This window comes from Streptomyces sp. NPDC017056, assembly GCF_044332485.1.
In the GTDB taxonomy this organism is placed as follows: domain Bacteria; phylum Actinomycetota; class Actinomycetes; order Streptomycetales; family Streptomycetaceae; genus Streptomyces.
Genome location: NZ_JBIRPD010000002.1, coordinates 307454 through 327989 on the forward strand (window position 1 = coordinate 307454; position 20536 = coordinate 327989).

The following is a 20536-nucleotide window of genomic DNA, read 5'->3' on the forward strand; positions in this document are numbered from 1 at the left end:
ACACAACGCCAATCTAGGCGACCGGCGGGTCGGCTGTCCGCATCCAGCGCGACCGAAATTTCGCGGTTCGCACACCGCGGCGGCGCCTCCGGCGTGCCCGGGGGCGCGCGGAGTCAGGTCTTGCGCACCGTCGCCCGGTCGATGACGACCGTCGCGTTCGGGGCGGTGTTCCTGGTCGACGGGTCGTAGGTCGAACCCGCCGCGGCGATCTTCTTCAGTACGTCCATGCCCTCCGTGACCGTCCCGAAGGGCGTGTAGTTCGGCGGCAGCTCGCTGTCCTGGTACACCAGGAAGAACTGGCTCCCGCCGCTGTTGCGGGTCTTGTCGCTCTTGCCGTCGTAGCGGTTGGCCATCGCGACCGTGCCCGCCGGGTAGACGTTGCCCTTGAGCCTGGGGTCCTTGAGGTTCTCGTCGGGGATCGTGTAGCCGGGGGTGCCCGCGCCGGTGCCGGTCGGGTCGCCGCACTGGAGCACGTACAGGCCCTGGTCGACCAGCCGGTGGCACTTGCTGTGGTCGAAGAACTCCTTGCCCGCCAGGAAGGCGAAGGAGTTGACGGTGTGCGGCGCCTTCGCGGCGTCGAGCTTGAGGCCGATGTCGCCGCAGGTCGTCTCCAGCTTCATCGTGTACGACGCCGAGGTGTCGACCGACATCGCCGGCTCCTTGTCCCAGCGCGCCTTGGACGGCGCGCCCGGGGCCGGCTTGCCGCAGGGGTCGGCTGCCTTGCTCGGCGAGGCCGCCGCGCCGTCCGCGGTGTCGCCGCCGCCCGCCAGCCCGACCGAGGCGTACGCGGCCGCGCCCGCCGCCAGGGCGACGGCCAGCGCGGACGCGACGATCACGTTGCGGCGCTTGGTCTTGCGCCGGGCCGCCTCCCGCCGCTGCCGCTGGCGCTCGTACTTCTCGCGGGCGAGCTGCCGCCGCCGCTGATCGCTGCTGACCACCGGTCTTCTCCTAGGGGGTGCGCTGAGGTGGGCCGTGGGCCGTACCGTATACGGGTTCGCCCGCGTGGGAGTCCCGCCGGTAGGCTCTGGAACTGCCGAAATACGCCGGACCGCCTCCGGTGGTCTGTCCGCCGCATCGAACGTTAAGGACGAACGTGCTCATTGCCGGGTTCCCCGCCGGGGCCTGGGGGACCAACTGTTACCTGGTCGCCCCCGCCGCGGGCGAGGAGTGCGTGATCATCGACCCGGGGCACCGGGCCGCGCAGGGCGTCGAGGAAGCGCTGAAGAAGCACCGGCTCAAGCCCGTCGCCGTCGTCCTCACCCACGGCCACATCGACCACGTCGCCTCGGTCGTCCCGGTGTGCGGCGCGCACGACGTGCCCGCCTGGATCCACCCCGAGGACCGCTACATGATGAGCGACCCGGAGAAGGCCCTCGGCGCCTCCATCGGGCAGCAGCTCATGGGCGAGCTGACCGTGGGGGAGCCGGACGACGTCAAGGAGCTGGGCGACGGCGCGACGCTGGAGCTGGCCGGGATGGAGTTCTCCGTCGCGCACGCACCGGGCCATACCAAGGGGTCGGTGACCTTCCGGATGCCCGAGCAGGCTGACATTCCGCCGGTCTTCTTCTCGGGCGACCTGCTGTTCGCCGGCTCCATCGGACGTACCGACCTGCCGGGCGGCGACCACGCCGAGATACTGCGGTCGCTGGAGCGGGTGTGCCTGCCCCTCCAGGACGAGACCGTCGTACTGTCCGGCCACGGCCCCCAGACCACCATCGGCCGCGAGCGCGCCACCAACCCGTTCCTGCGGGAGGTGGCCGCCGGCCTCGGAGACGGCGCACCGCACAGCCCGGCTCCGCGACGAGGAATGTGACGAGAACTTCCGTGAGCACCTTCAAGGCCCCCAAGGGCACCTACGACCTGATCCCCCCGCAGTCCGCCACCTACCTGGCGGTCCGCGACGCGATCTCCGGACCCCTCAAGCGCTCCGGCTACGGCTACGTCGAGACCCCCGGCTTCGAGAACGTCGAGCTGTTCGCGCGCGGCGTCGGCGAGTCCACCGACATCGTGACCAAGGAGATGTACGCCTTCGAGACCAAGGGCGGCGACCAGCTCGCGCTGCGCCCCGAAGGCACCGCCTCCGTGCTGCGCGCCGCCCTGGAGGCCAACCTCCACAAGGCCGGCAACCTGCCCGTCAAGCTCTGGTACTCCGGCTCGTACTACCGCTACGAGCGTCCGCAGAAGGGCCGCTACCGCCACTTCTCGCAGGTCGGAGCCGAGGCCATCGGCGCGGAGGACCCGGCGCTGGACGCCGAGCTGATCATCCTGGCCGACGACGCCTACCGCTCGCTGGGCCTGCGGAACTTCCGCATCCTGCTCAACTCGCTCGGCGACAAGGAGTGCCGTCCCGTCTACCGGGCGGCCCTCCAGGAGTTCCTGTACGGGCTCGACCTGGACGAGGACACCCGCCGCCGCGCCGAGATCAACCCGCTGCGGGTGCTCGACGACAAGCGCCCCGACGTGCAGAAGCAGCTGGTGGGCGCGCCGCTGCTGCGCGACCACCTGTGCGAGGCGTGCAAGGCGTACCACGAGCAGGTGCGCGAGCTGCTGACCGCGGCGGGCGTCGCCTACGAGGACGACCCGAAGCTGGTGCGCGGCCTGGACTACTACACCCGCACCACCTTCGAGTTCGTCCACGACGGCCTCGGCTCGCAGTCCGCTGTCGGCGGCGGCGGGCGCTACGACGGCCTGTCCGAGATGATCGGCGGCCCCGCGCTGCCCTCGGTCGGCTGGGCGCTCGGCGTGGACCGCACGGTCCTGGCGCTGGAGGCGGAGGGCGTCGAGCTGGAACTGCCCGCCAGCACGGCCGTGTTCGCCGTACCGCTCGGCGAGGAGGCCCGCCGGACGCTGTTCGCCACCGTCACCGAGCTGCGCCGGGCCGGCGTCGCCACCGACTTCGCGTTCGGCGGCAAGGGCTTGAAGAACGCGATGAAGTCCGCCAACCGCTCCGGCGCCCGCCTCGCGGTCGTCGCCGGTGAACGCGATCTGGCCGAAGGCGTCGTGCAGCTCAAGGACCTGGAGAGCGGCGAGCAGGCGCCGGTCGCGCTCGACGCGGTCGTCGAAGAGGTCCGCCGCAGGCTCGGCTGACCCGCGGGCCCCTTTACGGGGCGCCCGACGTCAGGTAGTGAAGGCCCCCTTCCGGCCGCCCGCCGCCGCGGCGCGCGGTGGCTCGGAAGGGGGCCTTTATCCACATCGAACAGTCGGCGCGTGTCCGGTTGGGGCAGAATGAGGGCCCGGCGCGCGCCGGTTGGAACGCGCCGTCCGCTCACTCCCCAAGGCACCGACGGAACGGCGATATGACGACGACAGCGCTTGACGACGTGTCCACCGGCGACGATCACACGGACCGCCGCGGCGGCCCGTCCGGCTCGGGACGCGGCCTGGCCTGGCTGCTGGTGATCACCAGTGCGCTGGGCCTCCTCGCGTCCTGGGTGATCACCATGGACAAGATCGAGCTGCTGAAGGACCCCAACTTCAAGCCGGCCTGCAGCCTGAGCCCGATCGTCTCCTGCGGCAACGTCATGCAGAGCTGGCAGGCCGAGGTCTTCGGCTTCCCCAACCCGGTCGCCGGCCTCATCGCGTTCGGCGTGGTCATCGGCATCGGCGTCGGGCTGCTCGCGGGCGCCCGCTACCGCGCCTGGTACTGGATCGGCCTGAACATCGGCACCCTCGCCGGCGCCGTCTTCTGCATGTGGCTGATGTCCCAGTCCCTGTACGTCATCAACTCGCTGTGCCTGTGGTGCACGCTGACCTGGTGCGTCACGATCCTGATGTTCTGGTACACCACCGTGCACAACCTCAAGCACGGCGTCATCCCGGCGCCGGAGGGGCTGCGCAAGGCCGTGCTGGAGTTCCACTGGGTCGTGCCGGTGCTCTGGTACGGCGTGATCGCGCTGCTGATCCTCACCAAGTGGTGGTCGTACTGGAGCTCGCTGCTCTGAGGCCCGTCCCGGCGGCGTTGTCAGTGGGGTGACATAGGCTTTCGAGCGTGGAGCCCGACCTGTTCACCGCCGCTGCCGAAGACCGCCAGGAGAAAGACCCCACGGGGTCGCCCCTCGCCGTACGGATGCGTCCGCGCACCCTCGACGAGGTGGTCGGCCAGCAGCATCTGCTCAAGCCCGGATCGCCGCTGCGCCGCCTGGTCGGCGAGGGCAGCGGCGGGCCTGCGGGCCCGTCGTCCGTCTTCCTGTGGGGCCCGCCCGGCATCGGCAAGACGACGCTCGCCTACGTGGTCAGCCAGGCCACCAACAAGCGCTTCGTGGAGCTCTCGGCGATCACGGCCGGCGTCAAGGAGGTGCGGGCCGTCATCGACGGCGCCCGCCGCGCCTCCGGTGGCTACGGCAAGGAGACCGTCCTCTTCCTCGACGAGATCCACCGTTTCAGCAAGGCCCAGCAGGACTCCCTGCTGCCCGCCGTCGAGAACCGCTGGGTGACGCTGATCGCCGCCACGACCGAGAACCCCTACTTCTCGGTGATCTCCCCCCTGCTCTCCCGCTCGCTCCTGCTGACGCTCGAACCGCTCACCGACGACGACCTGCGCGGCCTGCTCAAGCGCGCGCTGACGGACGCGCGGGGGCTGGCCGGCGCGGTCACCCTGCCCGCGGACACCGAGGCGCACCTGCTGCGCATCGCGGGCGGCGACGCGCGCCGCGCGCTCACGGCCCTGGAGGCCGGCGCCGGGTCGGCGATCTCCAAGGGCGAGAAGGAGCTCACCCTCCAGACGCTGGAGGAGTCCGTCGACCGGGCCGCGGTCAAGTACGACCGGGCCGGCGACCAGCACTACGACGTCGCCAGCGCCCTGATCAAGTCCATCCGCGGCTCGGACGTGGACGCGGCGCTGCACTACCTGGCGCGGATGATCGAGGCGGGGGAGGACCCCCGGTTCATCGCCCGCCGACTGATGATCTCGGCGAGCGAGGACATCGGACTGGCCGACCCGTCGGCCCTGCAGACCGCGGTGGCCGCGGCCCAGGCCGTCGCGCTGATCGGCTTCCCGGAGGCCCGGATCACGCTGAGCCAGGCCACCATCGCGCTCGCCCTGGCCCCCAAGTCGAACGCGGCCTACCTGGCCATCGACACCGCGCTCGCCGACGTACGGGCCGGGCTGGCGGGCCCGGTGCCGGCGCACCTGCGCGACAGCCACTACAAGGGCGCCGAGAAGCTGGGCCACGGCAAGGGCTACCAGTACCCGCACGACCTGCCGGGCGGCATCGCGGCCCAGCAGTACGCGCCGGACGAGGTGCACGGCAAGCGGTATTACGAGCCGACGAGGTACGGCGCCGAGGCGCGGTACGCGGACGTGACGGAGCGGGTGCGGGGCCGCTTGCGCGGCGAGGAGTCGTAAGCGGCCGAGTCGTGAGCAGCGGAGTCGTGAGCGGCCGCGGGGCGGAGAGCCCGCGTAAAGCGCTTTCGGCACGCCGCGGCCGGTGCAAAACTCCCGGCATGATCGAAACGAAGCCGAAGATCGAAACGAAGCCGAAGGCCGACCTCCAGCGCTATCTGCAAGCCGCCCGCGAAGCCCTGCTGTGGAAGCTCGACGGGCTGAGCGAGTACGACGTACGCCGTCCGCTGACACCGACAGGCACCAACCTGCTGGGCCTGGTCAAGCACGTCGCCGGAGTGGAGTTCGGCTACTTCGGTGACACCTTCGGGCGGCCGCACGGCGAGTCGCTGCCCGTCGACGACGCCGCCGCCGAACCCAACGCGGACCTGTGGGCCACCGCCGACGAGTCACGCGAAGAGATCGTCGCGCTGTACCGGCGGGCGTGGCGGCACACCGACGACGCGATCGCGGCGCTGGACCTCGACGCGGTGGGCAGCGTCCGGTGGTGGCCCGAGGAACGGCGCGAGGTGACCTTGCACCAGATCCTGGTGCACGTGATCGCCGAGACCCACCGGCACGCCGGTCACGCCGACATCGTCCGGGAGCTGGTCGACGGGTCCGCCGGGATGCGCGACGGCAACGACAACATGGCGCCGGGCGACCGGTCGTGGTGGCAGGAGTACCGCGAGCGCCTGGAGCGGGTGGCGCGGGAGGCCGGCGACCGCGGCTGACCCGCCGCCGCCGGCCCGGCGCTCGGCGGTGTGGCGCGGCGGCGCGCTACCCGGACGCCGCCGCGTCGAAGAGGGTGTGCATCGCGCGCCGGAGTTCGGCGACGTCGCGTACGGGTTCGGGGAAGTCGAAGCGGGCGTCGAAGGAGCGGCGCTCGGCGTCGGTGAAGCGCACCCGCAGGCCGAAGCGGTCCAGGGCCACCGGTACGGCCCGGTCGCGGAAGTCGCACACGCGCTGCGAGCGGTCGCCGAGCAGCGTGCACAGGCCGCGGACCTGTTCGCTGTGGGCCGAGTGCAGGTGCTGGAGCAGTTCCGTCTCGTGGGCCGCGAGCGGGTCGGGCTCGGCCGCGGCGAACTCCTCCGGCTCGACGGCCTGCGCGCCCCACAGGTCGTCCACGGCCGCCTCGCCGACCTCCATGCGCAGCATCATCCAGGCGGGCCGCCCGAACATGCCGGGCTGCGGGTCCGGCTGCAGTGCCTCGCCGATGCCGAGCAGCTCGCCGACCGGGTGCCGCTCGGCGAGCAGCATCGCGGCGTGGGCGCGGTCCGCGTTGCGTACGGGGGTGAGCCAGCCGGCCACCCAGGCCCGGCCGCGGATGCGGTGGGGGACCGAGACGGGTGCCACGTCGGTGATCTCCATCACGGCGGTGAGATCGTCGTCCTGGGCGTGTGCGGCGGCCCTGGCGGCCGCGGAGTCCCCGGGGACGAGCAGGAGCACGTCACCAGCACTGGTGACCGTACGGCATACTGGGGACGAGAGTCCGGCGTCGTCGGGGTCCTCGATTCCGGGGATGCTCAGCGAGGCCATACCATTGGACTCGACGAGGGTACGTACGCGCTCGGCGGCGGCTGGCTGCTGGGCGTCTTCCACGGGACGCGGCTGACCCGTCCCGGTGCTCTGACCAGCACCGGGCAGGGGGATCCCAGGTCGAAACATGCGTTCTCCTCGAAGTAAGGTAAGCCTAACCTAACCTACACGGAGGTCCGTTCCACGTGAACCAGTCGCGTCCCAAGGTCAAGAAGTCGCGCGCTCTCGGCATCGCCCTGACGCCGAAGGCCGTCAAGTACTTCGAGGCCCGTCCCTACCCGCCCGGCGAGCACGGCCGTGGCCGCAAGCAGAACAGTGACTACAAGGTCCGTCTGCTGGAGAAGCAGCGTCTGCGCGCGCAGTACGACATCAGCGAGCGCCAGATGGCGCGTGCCTACGACCGCGCTCGGAAGGTCGAAGGCAAGACGGGCGAGGCCCTGATCATCGAGCTTGAGCGCCGTCTGGACGCGCTCGTCCTGCGTTCGGGCATCGCCCGGACGATCTACCAGGCCCGTCAGATGGTCGTCCACGGCCACATCTCGGTGAACGACCGCAAGGTCGACAAGCCGTCCTTCCGCGTCCGTCCCGACGACGTCGTGATGGTCCGCGAGCGCAGCCGCGAGAAGCACCCCTTCCAGGTCGCGCGTGAGGGTGGCTACGCCCCCGACGGCGAGACCCCCCGCTACCTGCAGGTCAACCTCAAGGCCCTGGCGTTCCGCCTGGACCGTGACCCGCAGCGCAAGGAGATCCCGGTGATCTGCGACGAGCAGCTCGTCGTCGAGTACTACGCCCGCTAAGCAAGGCGCAGTCACCGCACGGATCCGTCCGCGCGCGCCCGGCGCGCGCAGACCGCCGCGTGCTCAGCCCGTCGTCTCCCCGCCGTCCGCGGTGGGGGAGGCGGCGGGTTCGCTGCATTCCGGGGCCTGCCCCGGCGCCGTACCGCGCGGACCGGGCACGTCCGCCGCGTCCGGCCGGCCCTCCGCGCCGCCGTCGAGGACGCGGGCGACCGCCGCGTCCAGGTCCAGCCCGGCACCCGCCCGCAGGCACCGCTCGTACCGCTCGGCCCCCAGCAGCGCCCGCGCCTGCTCCTCGCACAGCCGGTGCGGCTGGTTGTAGTGGCGCGAGCCGAACAGCGGCAGCCCCACCGAGGGCCAGATACGCCCGGCCGCGCCCTGGAGCAGCGCGGCTTCCGCCGCGTCCCCCTGGCCGAGCGTGACCAGCGCCAGCAGTTCGATGGCCAGCACCGCGCCCAGCAGGTCGTGGAAGGCGTGGTCGATGACCAGGCACTCCTCCAGCAGGGACCGGGCCCGCACCGTCTCGCCGCGGCTCCAGGCCGCATAGGCCAGCACGAACAGCGCGTACGCCAGGGTCCACCGCTCGCCGTGGTCGTCGCAGACCCGCCGCACGTCCTCGCACAGCTGTACCGCCTGCGCGAGATCGCCCTGGAACGCCACCGCCATCGCCAGCTCGACCTGCCCCATCAGCACGTTGCTGTTGAGTTCGCCGATCTCCCGGTAGCGGGCGAGCGCGTCCCGCAGCAGCGCCTCGGCGCGCGGCATGTCGTCGCGGACCAGTGCGAGGCAGCCGGTGCGGTGCAGGGCGTACGCGGCCGCGGTGGCGTTGCCCGTGCGCTCCGCTTCCTCGCGGCACTCCCGGAGCGAGCTCACCGCGCCGACCGCGTCGCCCTGGAGGACCGCCACGTACCCGGCGACCCACAGCGCCTTGAGCCGGGCGTCGTCGTGCTCGCCGTCCAGCTCCAGCGACCGGTCGAGCCAGTGCCGCCCTTCCGAGAGGCGGCCGCAGCCGGCCCAGTAGAACCACAGCGTCCCCGCCAGGTACTGGCCCAGATGGGCGTCGCCGCAGCTGTCGAGGCTGTGTTCCAGCGCGACCCGCAGGTTGGGCAGTTCGCACTCGATACGGGCGGCGACCTCGGCCTGCCGAGGGCTGAACCAGTCCAGCTCGCACCAGGTGGCCAGCCCCACGTACCAGTCGCGGTGCCGCCGGCGCAGCCGCTCGGCGTCGTCCAGTGCCTCCAGCCAGCCCGCTCCGTAGTCCCGCACGGTGTCCAGCATCCGGTAGCGCAGGCCCGCCGGGGTCTCCTCGCGCACCACCACCGACTGGGCCACCAACGCGGTGACGACGTCGAGCAGTTCGTCCGCCGGCAGGTCGTGTCCCGAGCAGACGTACTCCGCCGCGTCCAGGTCGAACTGCCCGGCGAAGACCGACAGCCGCGCCCACAGCAGCCGTTCGGCGGGCGTGCACAGCTCGTGGCTCCAGCCGATGGTCGTACGGAGGGTCTGGTGGCGCGGCACCGGGCTGTGGGCGCCGCCGGTCAGCAGCCGGAAGCGGTCGTCGAGCCGGTGCAGCACCTGCTCGACGGACAGGGCGCGCAGCCGTCCGGCCGCCAGCTCCAGCGCGAGCGGGATGCCGTCCAGCCGTCGGCACAGCTCGGCGACGGCGGCTTGGTCGACGCTCTCCGCGGTGAAGCCGGGGACGACGGCCGCGGCCCGGTCGAGGAAGAGGCCGGCCGCGTCCCGGTCGTGCATCGGCGGCAGCGGCACGTTCTGTTCGCCGGGCAGGCCGAGCGGCCGCCGGCCCGCCGCCAGCACCCGCAGGCCGGGGGCGCGCCGCAGCAGGTCGGCGACGAGCGCGGCGCACTCCTCGGCCAGGTGCTCGTGGCCGTCCAGGACGAGCAGCAGTTCGCGTCCCGCGAGGTGGGCGGCGAGCGCGGCGCGCGGCGGGCGGCCCGTGTGGTCGGCGAGGTCCAGTGCTTCGGCGACCGCGTGGTCGAGCAGGTGGCCGTGGTGCAGCGTGGACAGTTCGACCAGCCACGCCCCGTCGCAGAAGCGATCCTGCAAGATCGCGGCCGCGCGCGCGGCCAGCCTGCTCTTGCCGACCCCGCCGACCCCGGTGAGCGTCACCAGCCGGGCGGACCGGAGATGACCGGCCAGCGCGGCCAGTTCGCCGTCCCTGCCGACGAACCGGTTGAGCTCGGCCGGCAGGTTGCCCGGCGCCCGCGGGCGCGTGGCGGAGGAGCGGGACACGGGGCCAGGGCGCGTGAAGCGTCGCATGGAACACGGAGCGTACTCGCAGCTGTGCGGACCGTACAATCACGCGGCGCGGACCCGGGCGCCGCACGCCGGATGCGGTGCGGGCGGGCAGCCGTGGCGCGATAGGCTCAGGACCTGCCGTTCGAGCAGGACGAGAACCAGACCAAGTCAGTCGGAGAGTGGTGCCAACGTGTCCGGTGGAGAGGTGGCCGGGATCCTCGTGGCCGTCTTCTGGGCGATCCTCGTGTCCTTCCTCGCCCTCGTGCTGGTGAGGCTCGCGCAGACGCTCAGGGCGACGACCAAGATGGTCTCCGAGGTGTCCGAACAGGCCGTACCGCTCCTGGCCGACGCGTCCGCTACCGTCCGCTCCGCGCACACCCAGCTCGCCCGCGTCGACGCGATCGCCTCCGACGTCCAGGAGGTCACCGCCAACGCCTCCGCGCTCTCCTCGACCGTCTCCTCCGCGTTCGGCGGACCGCTGGTCAAGGTCGCGGCGTTCGGCTACGGCGTACGCCGCGCGATCGGCAAGAAGGGCGCGCCGCCCGAGCCGAAGCGCACCGTCGTCGGCCGTACCCTGCCCGCAGCCCGCCGAGGCGGGCGCCGCAACCGTCGCTCCAAGGACTGATCGCCGCGATGTTCCGCCGCGCATTCTGGTTCACCACCGGCGCCGCCGCCGGGGTCTGGGCCACCACCAAGGTCAACCGCAAGCTCCGCAAGCTGCAGCCCGACAGCCTCGCGGCGCAGGCAGCGGACAAGGCCGTCGAGACCGGACACCGGCTGCGCCAATTTGCATTGGACGTACGCACGGGAATGGCGGACCGTGAGGGGCAGCTGCACGAAGCGCTGGGCCTGACGGACCAGGGCGACGCCCGCGAGCTGCCGCCCGCCGGCCCCCGTGCCGCACTCGAAACGACGCAGTACCGCATCACGCAGCACCGAACGAGAACCCCCGGACCGACCGGACCGACCGGAAATGAGGACCACTGATGGAGTCGGCTGAAATCCGCCGCCGCTGGTTGCGCTTCTTCGAGGAGCGCGGGCACACCGTCGTGCCGTCGGCGTCGCTCATCGCGGACGACCCGACGCTGCTGCTGGTCCCCGCGGGCATGGTGCCCTTCAAGCCGTACTTCCTCGGCGAGGTCAAGCCGCCCTTCGCGCGCGCCACCAGCGTCCAGAAGTGCGTGCGCACGCCGGACATCGAAGAGGTCGGCAAGACCACCCGGCACGGCACGTTCTTCCAGATGTGCGGCAACTTCTCCTTCGGCGACTACTTCAAGGAAGGCGCCATCACGTACGCCTGGGAGCTGCTGACCAGCTCGCAGGCGGACGGCGGCTACGGCCTGGACCCGGAGAAGCTCTGGATCACCGTCTACCTGGACGACGACGAGGCCGAGCGCATCTGGCACGAGGTCGTCGGGGTGCCCAAGGAGCGCATCCAGCGCCTGGGCAAGTCGGAGAACTACTGGTCCATGGGCGTGCCGGGCCCGTGCGGCCCCTGCTCCGAGATCAACTACGACCGCGGCCCGGAGTTCGGGGTCGAGGGCGGCCCGGCCGTCAACGACGAGCGGTACGTGGAGATCTGGAACCTGGTCTTCATGCAGTACGAGCGCGGCGCGGGCACCGGCAAGGAGGACTTCGAGATCCTCGGCGACCTGCCGAGCAAGAACATCGACACCGGCCTCGGCCTGGAACGCCTGGCGATGATCCTCCAGGGCGTCCGCAACATGTACGAGACCGACACCCTGCGCGTGGTCATCGACAAGGCCGGCGAGCTGACCGGCGTGCGCTACGGCGCCGGCGAGGACAGCGACGTGTCGCTGCGCGTGGTCGCCGACCACATGCGTACGTCCACCATGCTCATCGGCGACGGCGTCACCCCCGGCAACGAAGGCCGCGGTTACGTGCTCCGCCGCATCATGCGCCGCGCCATCCGCAACATGCGCCTGCTCGGCGCCACCGGCCCGGTCGTCGCCGACCTGCTGGACGTCGTCATCAAGACGATGGGCCAGCAGTACCCGGAGCTGCTGGAGGACCGCAGGCGCATCGAGACGGTGGCCCTCGCCGAGGAGGCCGCCTTCCTCAAGACGCTCAAGGCCGGCACCAACATCCTGGACACCGCCGTCACCGAGACCAAGGCCGCCGGCGGCACGGTGCTCCCCGGCGACAAGGCGTTCCTGCTCCACGACACCTGGGGCTTCCCCATCGACCTCACCCTCGAAATGGCCGCCGAACAGGGCCTTTCGGTGGACGAGAACGGCTTCCGCCGGCTGATGAAGGAGCAGCGGGAGCGCGCCAAGGCCGACGCCCAGGCCAAGAAGCACGGCCACGCCGACCTGTCCGCCTACCGCGAGGTCGCCGACCGGTCCGGCGCCACGGTCTTCACCGGCTACGAGACCACCGAGGGCGAGTCCACCGTCGTGGGCCTGCTGGCCAACGGCGTGGCCGCCCCCGCCGCCCACGAGGGCGACGAGGTCGAGGTCGTCCTGGACCGCACCCCGTTCTACGCCGAGGGCGGCGGCCAGCTCGCCGACACCGGCCGCATCCGGCTGGAGTCGGGCGCCGTCGTCGAGGTCCGCGACGTGCAGCGCCCGGTGCCCGGCGTCACGGTGCACAAGGGCGTCGTCCAGGTCGGCGAGGTCGTCGTCGGCTCGGCCGCGTACGCCGTCATCGACGTCAAGCGCCGCCGGGCCATCGCCCGCGCCCACAGCGCCACCCACCTCACCCACCAGGCGCTGCGCGACGCGCTCGGCCCCACCGCCGCCCAGGCCGGTTCGGAGAACTCCCCGGGCCGCTTCCGCTTCGACTTCGGCTCGCCGACCGCCGTGCCCGGCACGGTCCTGACCGACGTCGAGCAGCGGATCAACGAGGTGCTCTCCCGCGAGCTGGACGTCCAGGCCGAGGTCATGAGCATGGAGGACGCCAAGAAGCAGGGCGCCATCGCCGAGTTCGGCGAGAAGTACGGCGACCGGGTCCGCGTGGTGACCATCGGCGACTTCTCCAAGGAGCTGTGCGGCGGCACCCACGTGGCCAACACCGCCCAGCTGGGCCTGGTCAAGCTGCTCGGCGAGTCCTCCATCGGCTCCGGCGTGCGCCGCGTGGAGGCCCTGGTCGGCGTGGACGCGTACAACTTCCTGGCCCGCGAGCACACCGTCGTCTCGCAGCTGACCGAGCTGGTCAAGGGCCGGCCCGAGGAGCTGCCCGAGAAGATCTCCGGCGTGCTGGCCAAGCTCAAGGACGCCGAGAAGGAGATCGAGCGCTACCGCGCGGAGAAGGTCCTCCAGGCCGCCGCCGGACTGGCCCAGGGCGCCAAGGACGTACGGGGCGTCGCGCTGGCCGCCGCCCAGGTCGCCGACGGCACCTCCGCCGACGACCTGCGCAAGCTGGTGCTGGACGTGCGCGGCCGCATCGCGGGCGACCGCCCGGTCGTGGTGGCCCTGTTCACGGTGGCCAACGGCCGCCCGCTGACCGTCATCGCCACCAACGAGGCCGCCCGCGAGCGCGGCATCAAGGCCGGTGACCTCGTCCGTACCGCCGCCAAGACCCTCGGCGGCGGCGGTGGCGGCAAGCCGGACGTGGCCCAGGGCGGCGGCCAGAACGCCGCCGCGGTGCCCGAGGCCGTCGAGGCCGTCGAGCGCCTCGTGGCCGAGGCGGCCTGAGCGCGTGAGTGAGATGCGGCGCGGCAGGCGCCTCGCCATCGACGTCGGTGACGCCCGGATCGGGGTCGCCTCGTGCGACCCCGACGGGGTCCTCGCGACCCCCGTGGAGACGGTGCCGGGCCGGGACGTCCCGGCGGCGCACCGGCGCCTGCGGGCGATCGTCGAGGAGTACGAGCCCATCGAGGTCGTCGTCGGCCTGCCCCGCTCCCTGAACGGGGGAGAGGGGCCGGCCGCGGCCAAGGTGCGGGCCTTCGCGCAGGAGATGGCGCGCGGGATCGCTCCGGTGGGGGTGCGCCTGGTCGATGAGCGCATGACAACCGTCACAGCCACGCAGGGGCTGCGCGCCTCCGGAGTCCGGAGCAAGAAGGGCCGTTCTGTCGTGGATCAGGCGGCTGCGGTGGTCATTTTGCAGAGCGCGCTGGAGACCGAACGGGTGTCTGGGGAACCTCCGGGCGAGAGCGTCGAAGTGGTCATCTGATCGCGGTACGGTAACGTTCCGCGCGACGTGGCGGCGGATCGAACAGCCGCGCGTGCAATAAGAGGCGGACGGTACAGTCAGCGCGCTGCCACCCAGGAGCGCACCGCCTCGCGGCTCTAGGGGATCGATGACTGAGTATGGCCGGGGCTACGGCTCCGAACCGTGGCATCCCGAGGACCCTCTCTACGGAGACCAGGGTCGCTACGGAGGCCCGCCGCAACAGCCTCAGCAAGGTTCCTACGGGGGGCAGCACGACGGCCGGTACGGCGGCCCGCAGCAGCAGGCCCCCTACGGGGGGCAGCAGCAGGGCGGTCACCAGGCGTCCTACGGGCAGCAGCAGCCGCAGCACGGGCAGCAGCAGCCGCAGTGGGACGAGCTGTCCGCCCCGTACCCGCCGCAGCAGCAGTACAACGGCGCCTGGGACGCTTCCCAGGGCGGCGGCCAGTACGACCCCTACGGGCAGCAGCACCCGCCGGTCGATCCGTACAGCGGCCAGAGCCCCGACTACTACGGCACGCAGGACGCGTACCCGCCGCCGCAGCCGCAGCACCTGCGTCAGCAGCAGGCAGGGCAGCACGGCGAGCAGGGTCACGGCGGACAGGGTCACGGCGGGCAGGGACACGGCGAGCAGGGCGACCAGGTCGCCCAGACCGCGCAGTTCGACGCCGTACGTCCCGAGCAGCTGCGGCAGCCTCCGCACCCGTCCCCGCCCGGCGACGACTTCCGGGCCGACCCGGCCCCCGAGCACGACGAGCAGGTACGGGAGCCGGCGCACTCCTTCTTCAAGGACGACCGGGACGGCGACGACTACGACGACGCCGACACGGACCCCGGAGACGAACGCCGGGCCAGCCGGGAGCGCCGCGGCAAGAAGAGCAAGAAGCGCAGCCGTATGGCGTGCCTGATCGTCGCCGGTGTCTTCGTCGTCGGCGGTGGCGGGGTCGCCTACTTCGGCTACGACTTCTGGAAGAGCCACTTCGGCCCGGCGCCCGACTTCGACGGCGAGGGCAGCGGGGACGTACAGGTCCAGATCCCGTCGGGCAGCACCGTCCTGCAGATGGGCCTGATCCTCAAGCGCGAGGGCGTGGTCAAGAGCGCCGACGCCTTCACCGAGGCGGCGAACGAGAACGACCAGGGCAAGCGCCTCCAGCCCGGCGCCTACTCGCTGCGCAAGCAGATGTCGGCGGCGTCCGCGGTCAAGCTCATGCTGGACCCCAAGAGCCGCAACGGCCTCACGGTCAGCGAGGGCCTGCGCAACGGCAAGGTCTACGAACTGATCGACACCAAGCTCCACCTGAAGCCCGGTACGACCAAGGACGTCGCCGCGGCCGAGGCGAAGAACCTGGGCCTGCCGTCCTGGGCGAACGGCAACCCGAAGATCAAGGACCCGCTGGAGGGCTTCCTCTACCCCTCGACGTACAGCGTCAGCGGCAAGGCGAAGCCGGCGGACGTCCTCAAGGAAATGGTGGCCAGGGCCAACCGGGAGTACGCCAAGTACGACCTGGAGGAGAACGCGCGGAAGCTGAACCTCAAGTCGCCGCTGGACCTGATCACCGTCGCCAGCCTCACCCAGGCCGAGGGCATCACGCACGACGATTTCAGGAAGATGGCGGCGGTCGTCTACAACCGGCTCGCGCCGAGCAACACGGTCACGAACCAGAAGCTCGAATTCGACTCGACGTACAACTACCTGAAGAACCAGAGCAAGATCGACATCAGTACGCGCGAGATCCGCAGCTTCGACGACCCGTACAACACCTACTTCTACAAGGGCCTGCCGCCCGGCCCGATCGGCAACCCCGGCGAGGACGCGTTGAAGGCGTCGATCGACCCCGACGACAGCGCCAAGTGGCTCTTCTTCATCTCGATCGACGGGAAGAAGACCGACTTCACGACCAACCTCAAGGACCACGAGAAGCTGGTCGCGGAGTTCAACAAGCGCAAGCACAAGTAGCAGGAGCCGGCCCCCGCCTCCCCGCCGCGCGCCGGCGGGGGGCGCGCCTCGGCCGTCCCGCGCGGTTCGTCTATCGTTTCGCGGGTCCGAGCTGAGGAGCACCATGTCCAGTGCAGTCGAGGGCCGCCACCGAGCGGCGGTCCTGGGGTCGCCCATCGCCCATTCCCTCTCCCCGGTCCTGCACCGGGCCGCCTACGCCGAACTGGGCCTGGCCGACTGGGAGTACGGCCGCCACGAGATCGACGAGGCGGCGCTGCCCGGCTTCCTGGCGGAGCTGGACGGCAGCTGGGCGGGGCTCTCGCTGACCATGCCGCTCAAGCGGGCGGTGCTCCCGCTGCTGGACTCGGTCAGCGACACCGCCGCCTCCGTCGAGGCCGTCAACACCGTCGTCTTCACCGAGGACGGGCGGCGCACCGGCGACAACACCGACATCCCGGGCATGCTGGCCGCGCTGCGCGAACGCGGTGTCCAGCAGGTCGGACAGGCCGCGATCCTGGGCGCCGGCGCCACCGCCTCCTCCGCGCTCGCCGCCCTCTCCCGGATCTGCACCGGCGAGGTGACCGCCTACGTGCGCAGCGAGGCGCGGGCAGCGGAGATGCGCGGCTGGGGCGAGCGGCTGGACGTGGACGTCCGCACCGCCGACTGGTCCCTGGCGGCCGCCGCCTTCGACACGCCCCTGGTGATCGCGACCACCCCGGCCGGCACCACCGACGCCCTGGCCGGCGCCGTGCCCGAGCGGCCCGGCACCCTCTTCGACGTGCTGTACGAGCCGTGGCCGACCGAACTGGCCGCGGCGTGGAGCGCACGCGGCGGCGCGGTCGTGGGCGGCCTGGACCTCCTCGTCCACCAGGCCGTCCTCCAGGTGGAGCAGATGACGGGGCGGTCGCCCGCGCCGCTGGCGGCGATGCGCGCGGCGGGCGAGACGGCGCTCGCCCGCAGGTGACCTGCGCGTTGTGCCCGCCGCCGGCCCCGGTCCGGTCCCTGGACGGGAGACGGGCCGGGGCGGCGGACGTGGGAGGATCAGGGGAAGACTGTTCGCGCAGAAGCAGGACATGAGGAGCATCGTTGAGCAGGTTGCGCTGGCTGACGGCGGGGGAGTCGCACGGCCCCGCACTCGTGGCGACGCTGGAGGGCCTCCCGGCCGGCGTCCCGATCACCACGGACATGGTGGCGGACGCCCTGGCCCGTCGCCGGCTCGGCTATGGCCGCGGTGCCCGCATGAAGTTCGAGCGCGACGAGGTCACCTTCCTCGGCGGCGTCCGGCACGGACGCACCCTCGGCTCGCCCGTCGCGATCATGGTCGGCAACACCGAGTGGCCTAAGTGGGAGAAGGTCATGGCGGCCGACCCCGTCGACGCGGCGGAGCTGGCCGAACTGGCCCGTAACGCCCCGCTGACCCGGCCCCGCCCCGGCCACGCCGACCTCGCCGGCATGCAGAAGTACGGGTTCGACGAGGCCCGCCCGATCCTGGAGCGCGCCTCCGCCCGCGAGACCGCGGCCCGCGTCGCACTCGGCACGGTCGCCCGCTCCTACCTCAAGGAGACGGCCGGCATCGAGATCGTCTCGCACGTGGTCGAGCTGGCCGCAGCGAAGGCCCCGTACGGCGTGGTCCCCAAGCCCTCGGACGTGGAGCGGCTGGACGCCGACCCGGTGCGCTGCCTGGACCCCGAGGCGAGCGCGGCGATGGTCGCCGAGATCGACCAGGCCCACAAGGACGGCGACACCCTCGGCGGCGTCGTCGAGGTACTGGCGTACGGCGTGCCCGTCGGCCTCGGCTCGCACGTCCACTGGGACCGGCGGCTGGACGCGCGGCTGGCCGGCGCCCTCATGGGCATCCAGGCCATCAAGGGCGTGGAGGTCGGCGACGGCTTCGACCTGGCTCGCGTGCCCGGCTCCAAGGCGCACGACGAGATCGTCTCCACCGACGAGGGAATCCGCCGCACCACCGGCCGCTCCGGCGGCACCGAGGGCGGCCTGTCCACCGGTGAGCTGCTGCGCGTACGGGCCGCGATGAAGCCCATCGCGACCGTCCCGCGCGCCCTGGCCACCGTCGACGTCGCCACCGGCGAGGCGACGCAGGCGCACCACCAGCGCTCCGACGTGTGCGCGGTCCCCGCGGCCGGCATCGTCGCCGAGGCGATGGTCGCGCTGGTGCTGGCGGACGCGGTGGCGGAGAAGTTCGGCGGCGACAGCGTGCCGGAGACCCGCCGCAACGTGCGGTCCTTCCTCGACGGCCTGGCGATCAGGTGACGCCGCCGCTCGTGGTGCTGGTGGGTCCCCCGGGCGCGGGGAAGTCCACCGTGGGGGCCCTGCTGGCCGAGCGGCTCGGCGCCGGGTACCGCGACACCGACGCGGACATCGAGGCGGTCGCGGGCAAGCCCATCCCGGAGATCTTCATCGACCAGGGCGAGCCGCACTTCCGCGAGCTGGAGCGCCGGGCCGTGCGCGCCGCGGTCGAGAGCCACCCCGGGGTGCTCTCGCTCGGCGGCGGCGCGATCATGGACGAGGGCACCCGTGCCCTGCTGGCCGGCCTGCCCGTCGTCTTCCTGGACGTGCAGCTGGCCGACGCCGTACGGCGGGTGGGCCTCGACGCGCCCCGCCCGCTGCTCGCCGTCAACCCCCGGCAGCGGTGGCGCGAGCTGATGGAGGCGCGCCGCCCGCTGTACACGGAGGTCGCGCGCGCCGTGGTCGGCACGGACGGCCGGACGCCCGAAGAGGTCGCCGAAGCCGTACTGGACGAATTGCAGCTACACACACCACCGGAGGCCGGGACGCCGGCGGCGGACGCCGCGGCTCCCGGCGCGCCCGGGAGAGAGGAACACCCGTGACGGAGCAGGCCACCCGCATCCAGGTCGGCGGCACCGCGGGCACCGACCCGTACGAGGTCCTGGTCGGCCGGCAGCTGCTGGGCGAGCTGGCGGGCCTGATCGGCAAGAAGGCCCAGCGCGTCGCCGTGCTGCACCCCGAAGCGCTGGCCACGACCGGCGAGGCGCTGCGCGAGGACCTGGCGGGCCAGGGGTACGAGGCCATCGCCGTCCAGCTGCCCAACGCCGAGGAGGCCAAGACCGCCGAGGTCGCCGCGTACTGCTGGAAGGCGCTCGGCCAGACCGGCTTCACCCGCACCGACGTGATCGTCGGCGTCGGCGGCGGCGCCACCACCGACGTCGCGGGCTTCGTGGCCGCGACCTGGCTGCGCGGGGTGCGCTGGATCGCCGTGCCGACCACCGTGCTCGGCATGGTGGACGCCGCCGTCGGCGGCAAGACCGGCATCAACACCGCCGAGGGCAAGAACCTCGTCGGCGCCTTCCACCCGCCGGCCGGCGTGCTGTGCGACCTGGCCGCGCTGGACTCCCTCCCGGTCCACGACTACGTCTCCGGGCTCGCCGAGGTCGTCAAGGCGGGCTTCATCGCCGACCCGGCGATCCTGGACCTGATCGAGTCCGACCCCGAGGGCGCCAAGCGCCCCGACGGGCCGCACACCGCCGAGCTGATAGAGCGCGCCATCCGGGTCAAGGCCGAGGTCGTCTCCGCCGACCTCAAGGAGTCCGGGCTGCGCGAGATCCTCAACTACGGGCACACCCTGGCGCACGCCATCGAGAAGAACGAGCGCTACAACTGGCGGCACGGCGCCGCGGTCTCCGTCGGCATGGTCTTCGCCGCCGAACTCGGCCGGATCGCCGGCCGGCTGGACGACGCGACCGCCGACCGGCACCGCGCCGTACTGGGCGCCCTCGGCTTGCCGCTCACCTACCGGGGCGACCAGTGGCCCAAGCTGCTGGAGACCATGAAGGTGGACAAGAAGACGCGCGGCGACCGGCTGCGCTTCATCGTCCTGGACGGCCTGGCCAAGCCCACCGTCCTGGAGGGCCCTGACCCGGCCATGCTGCTCGCCGCGCACGCGGAGATCGCCGCGTGAGGCGCGTCCTGGTCCTCAACGGGCCCAACCTCGGCCGCCTGGGCTCCCGCGAGCCCGACGTGTACGGCGCCACGTCCTACGCCGGACTGGTCGAACGCTGCACCGCGCTCGGCAAGGAGCTGGGCTTCGAGGCGGAGGTCCGGGAGACCAACGACGAGGGCGAGATGGTGCGCTGGCTGCACGAGGCGGCGGACGGATCGATCCCGGTGGTCATCAACCCCGGCGCGTTCACGCACTACTCGTACGCCATGCGGGACGCCGCCGCCCAGCGGACCGCCCCCCTCGTCGAGGTGCACATCTCCAACCCGTACGCCCGCGAGGAGTTCCGCCACACCTCGGTGATCGCGGCGGTCGCCAGCGGCACGATCGCCGGCTTCGGCATCGGCTCCTACGAACTCGCGCTGCGCGCGCTCGCGGCCGAACCCACCGGCTGACCCCCGCGCTCCCCGCCACCCCCGGCCGTCGTACCGCCGACGGCCGGGGCGGCCTGCCGCCCGGGCCCGGGAGACTGCCGCCACCTTCTGCGGGTACCGTTCGGCGGACAACGCCGCCGGCCCACCCGGGCCGGACACCCGGCACGCCGCACCCGCGAGCACCGTACGGACGCACGCCCCGCCCGTACC

Annotated in this window: 19 protein-coding genes; 16 read left to right on the plus strand and 3 right to left on the minus strand. The window is 72.3% G+C overall.

The annotated features are described in order from the left end of the window. Window positions 1–113 precede the first annotated feature (113 nt). Entirely contained in the window at window positions 114–938 is an 825-nt protein-coding gene (locus ACH4OW_RS04355) for a peptidylprolyl isomerase (protein ID WP_398024840.1), read from the minus strand. Between the two features lie 155 nt (window positions 939–1093). Here ACH4OW_RS04355 and ACH4OW_RS04360 point away from each other — a divergent pair, with 155 nt between their 5' ends. From ACH4OW_RS04360 to ACH4OW_RS04380, 5 genes are all read left to right on the plus strand, one after another. Next, on the plus strand, window positions 1094–1813 hold the full coding sequence (locus ACH4OW_RS04360) for an MBL fold metallo-hydrolase (protein ID WP_360135777.1): 720 nt from the start codon (window positions 1094–1096) through the stop codon (window positions 1811–1813). An 11-nt stretch (window positions 1814–1824) separates the two neighbouring features. Continuing rightward, on the plus strand, window positions 1825–3087 hold the full coding sequence (hisS, locus tag ACH4OW_RS04365) for a histidine--tRNA ligase (protein WP_360135779.1): 1263 nt from the start codon (window positions 1825–1827) through the stop codon (window positions 3085–3087). 209 nt (window positions 3088–3296) lie between these two features. Beyond that, the gene (locus ACH4OW_RS04370) at window positions 3297–3941 is read left to right on the plus strand and encodes a vitamin K epoxide reductase family protein (protein ID WP_398024843.1); all 645 of its coding nucleotides are present in this window, start codon (window positions 3297–3299) and stop codon (window positions 3939–3941) included. Window positions 3942–3988: 47 nt separating this feature from the next. Next, on the plus strand, window positions 3989–5344 hold the full coding sequence (locus tag ACH4OW_RS04375) for a replication-associated recombination protein A (protein WP_398024845.1): 1356 nt from the start codon (window positions 3989–3991) through the stop codon (window positions 5342–5344). 98 nt (window positions 5345–5442) lie between these two features. Further along, window positions 5443–6054 (plus strand): DinB family protein, encoded by a 612-nt coding sequence (locus ACH4OW_RS04380; protein ID WP_398024847.1) that lies wholly within the window; start codon window positions 5443–5445, stop codon window positions 6052–6054. 46 nt (window positions 6055–6100) lie between these two features. Here the strand turns inward: ACH4OW_RS04380 and ACH4OW_RS04385 are convergent, their stop codons facing one another. Further along, window positions 6101–6859 (minus strand): DUF2470 domain-containing protein, encoded by a 759-nt coding sequence (locus ACH4OW_RS04385; RefSeq protein ID WP_360135897.1) that lies wholly within the window; start codon window positions 6857–6859, stop codon window positions 6101–6103. Between the two features lie 185 nt (window positions 6860–7044). Between ACH4OW_RS04385 and rpsD the strand changes: the two genes are divergently transcribed. After that, a complete protein-coding gene (gene rpsD, locus ACH4OW_RS04390) occupies window positions 7045–7656 on the plus strand; it encodes a 30S ribosomal protein S4 (RefSeq protein WP_030023487.1) in 612 nt (203 codons plus the stop codon). A gap of 63 nt (window positions 7657–7719) precedes the next feature. On the opposite strand, the gene ACH4OW_RS04395 is transcribed toward rpsD, so the two are convergent. Further along, the gene (locus ACH4OW_RS04395; protein ID WP_398024850.1) at window positions 7720–9930 is read right to left on the minus strand and encodes an ATP-binding protein; all 2211 of its coding nucleotides are present in this window, start codon (window positions 9928–9930) and stop codon (window positions 7720–7722) included. A gap of 169 nt (window positions 9931–10099) precedes the next feature. Between ACH4OW_RS04395 and ACH4OW_RS04400 the strand changes: the two genes are divergently transcribed. The 10 genes from ACH4OW_RS04400 to aroQ all read left to right on the plus strand — a co-directional run bounded on the left by ACH4OW_RS04400 (window position 10100) and on the right by aroQ (window position 20347). Next, window positions 10100–10534: a DUF948 domain-containing protein gene (locus tag ACH4OW_RS04400; RefSeq protein ID WP_398024852.1), complete on the plus strand. Its 435-nt coding sequence runs from the start codon at window positions 10100–10102 to the stop codon at window positions 10532–10534. A gap of 8 nt (window positions 10535–10542) precedes the next feature. Beyond that, window positions 10543–10896, plus strand: coding sequence for a DUF6167 family protein (locus ACH4OW_RS04405; RefSeq protein WP_360135791.1), 354 nt, complete (start codon window positions 10543–10545; stop codon window positions 10894–10896). After that, window positions 10896–13565, plus strand: coding sequence for an alanine--tRNA ligase (gene alaS, locus ACH4OW_RS04410; protein ID WP_360135793.1), 2670 nt, complete (start codon window positions 10896–10898; stop codon window positions 13563–13565). The genes ACH4OW_RS04405 and alaS overlap by 1 nt, the downstream gene beginning before the upstream one ends. 13 nt (window positions 13566–13578) lie before the next feature. After that, entirely contained in the window at window positions 13579–14043 is a 465-nt protein-coding gene (gene ruvX / locus ACH4OW_RS04415; protein WP_360135899.1) for a Holliday junction resolvase RuvX, read from the plus strand. A gap of 127 nt (window positions 14044–14170) precedes the next feature. After that, window positions 14171–15997 (plus strand): endolytic transglycosylase MltG, encoded by a 1827-nt coding sequence (gene mltG, locus ACH4OW_RS04420; RefSeq protein ID WP_398024854.1) that lies wholly within the window; start codon window positions 14171–14173, stop codon window positions 15995–15997. 103 nt (window positions 15998–16100) lie between these two features. Continuing rightward, window positions 16101–16940, plus strand: coding sequence for a shikimate dehydrogenase (locus tag ACH4OW_RS04425; protein WP_398024857.1), 840 nt, complete (start codon window positions 16101–16103; stop codon window positions 16938–16940). 122 nt (window positions 16941–17062) lie between these two features. Next, window positions 17063–18247 (plus strand): chorismate synthase, encoded by a 1185-nt coding sequence (aroC, locus tag ACH4OW_RS04430; RefSeq protein WP_360135799.1) that lies wholly within the window; start codon window positions 17063–17065, stop codon window positions 18245–18247. Continuing rightward, a complete protein-coding gene (locus tag ACH4OW_RS04435) occupies window positions 18244–18825 on the plus strand; it encodes a shikimate kinase (protein WP_398024859.1) in 582 nt (193 codons plus the stop codon). Before aroC ends, ACH4OW_RS04435 begins: the two co-directional genes overlap by 4 nt. After that, the gene (aroB, locus tag ACH4OW_RS04440) at window positions 18822–19913 is read left to right on the plus strand and encodes a 3-dehydroquinate synthase (RefSeq protein WP_360135803.1); all 1092 of its coding nucleotides are present in this window, start codon (window positions 18822–18824) and stop codon (window positions 19911–19913) included. Before ACH4OW_RS04435 ends, aroB begins: the two co-directional genes overlap by 4 nt. Further along, window positions 19910–20347: a type II 3-dehydroquinate dehydratase gene (aroQ, locus tag ACH4OW_RS04445; RefSeq protein ID WP_360135805.1), complete on the plus strand. Its 438-nt coding sequence runs from the start codon at window positions 19910–19912 to the stop codon at window positions 20345–20347. The genes aroB and aroQ overlap by 4 nt, the downstream gene beginning before the upstream one ends. Window positions 20348–20536 lie beyond the last annotated feature (189 nt).

What these genes read in the sequence shown, in the direction of transcription:
- ACH4OW_RS04370 (WP_398024843.1), top strand. Translation starts at nt 3,297, where the DNA reads ATGACGACGACAGCGCTTGACGACGTGTCCACCGGCGACGATCACACG.
- ACH4OW_RS04380 (WP_398024847.1), top strand. Translation starts at nt 5,443, where the DNA reads ATGATCGAAACGAAGCCGAAGATCGAAACGAAGCCGAAGGCCGACCTC.
- ACH4OW_RS04385 (WP_360135897.1), bottom strand. Translation starts at nt 6,859, where the DNA reads ATGGCCTCGCTGAGCATCCCCGGAATCGAGGACCCCGACGACGCCGGA.
- ACH4OW_RS04395 (WP_398024850.1), bottom strand. Translation starts at nt 9,930, where the DNA reads ATGCGACGCTTCACGCGCCCTGGCCCCGTGTCCCGCTCCTCCGCCACG.
- ACH4OW_RS04405 (WP_360135791.1), top strand. Translation starts at nt 10,543, where the DNA reads ATGTTCCGCCGCGCATTCTGGTTCACCACCGGCGCCGCCGCCGGGGTC.
- alaS (WP_360135793.1), top strand. Translation starts at nt 10,896, where the DNA reads ATGGAGTCGGCTGAAATCCGCCGCCGCTGGTTGCGCTTCTTCGAGGAG.
- ruvX (WP_360135899.1), top strand. Translation starts at nt 13,579, where the DNA reads ATGCGGCGCGGCAGGCGCCTCGCCATCGACGTCGGTGACGCCCGGATC.
- mltG (WP_398024854.1), top strand. Translation starts at nt 14,171, where the DNA reads ATGACTGAGTATGGCCGGGGCTACGGCTCCGAACCGTGGCATCCCGAG.
- ACH4OW_RS04425 (WP_398024857.1), top strand. Translation starts at nt 16,101, where the DNA reads ATGTCCAGTGCAGTCGAGGGCCGCCACCGAGCGGCGGTCCTGGGGTCG.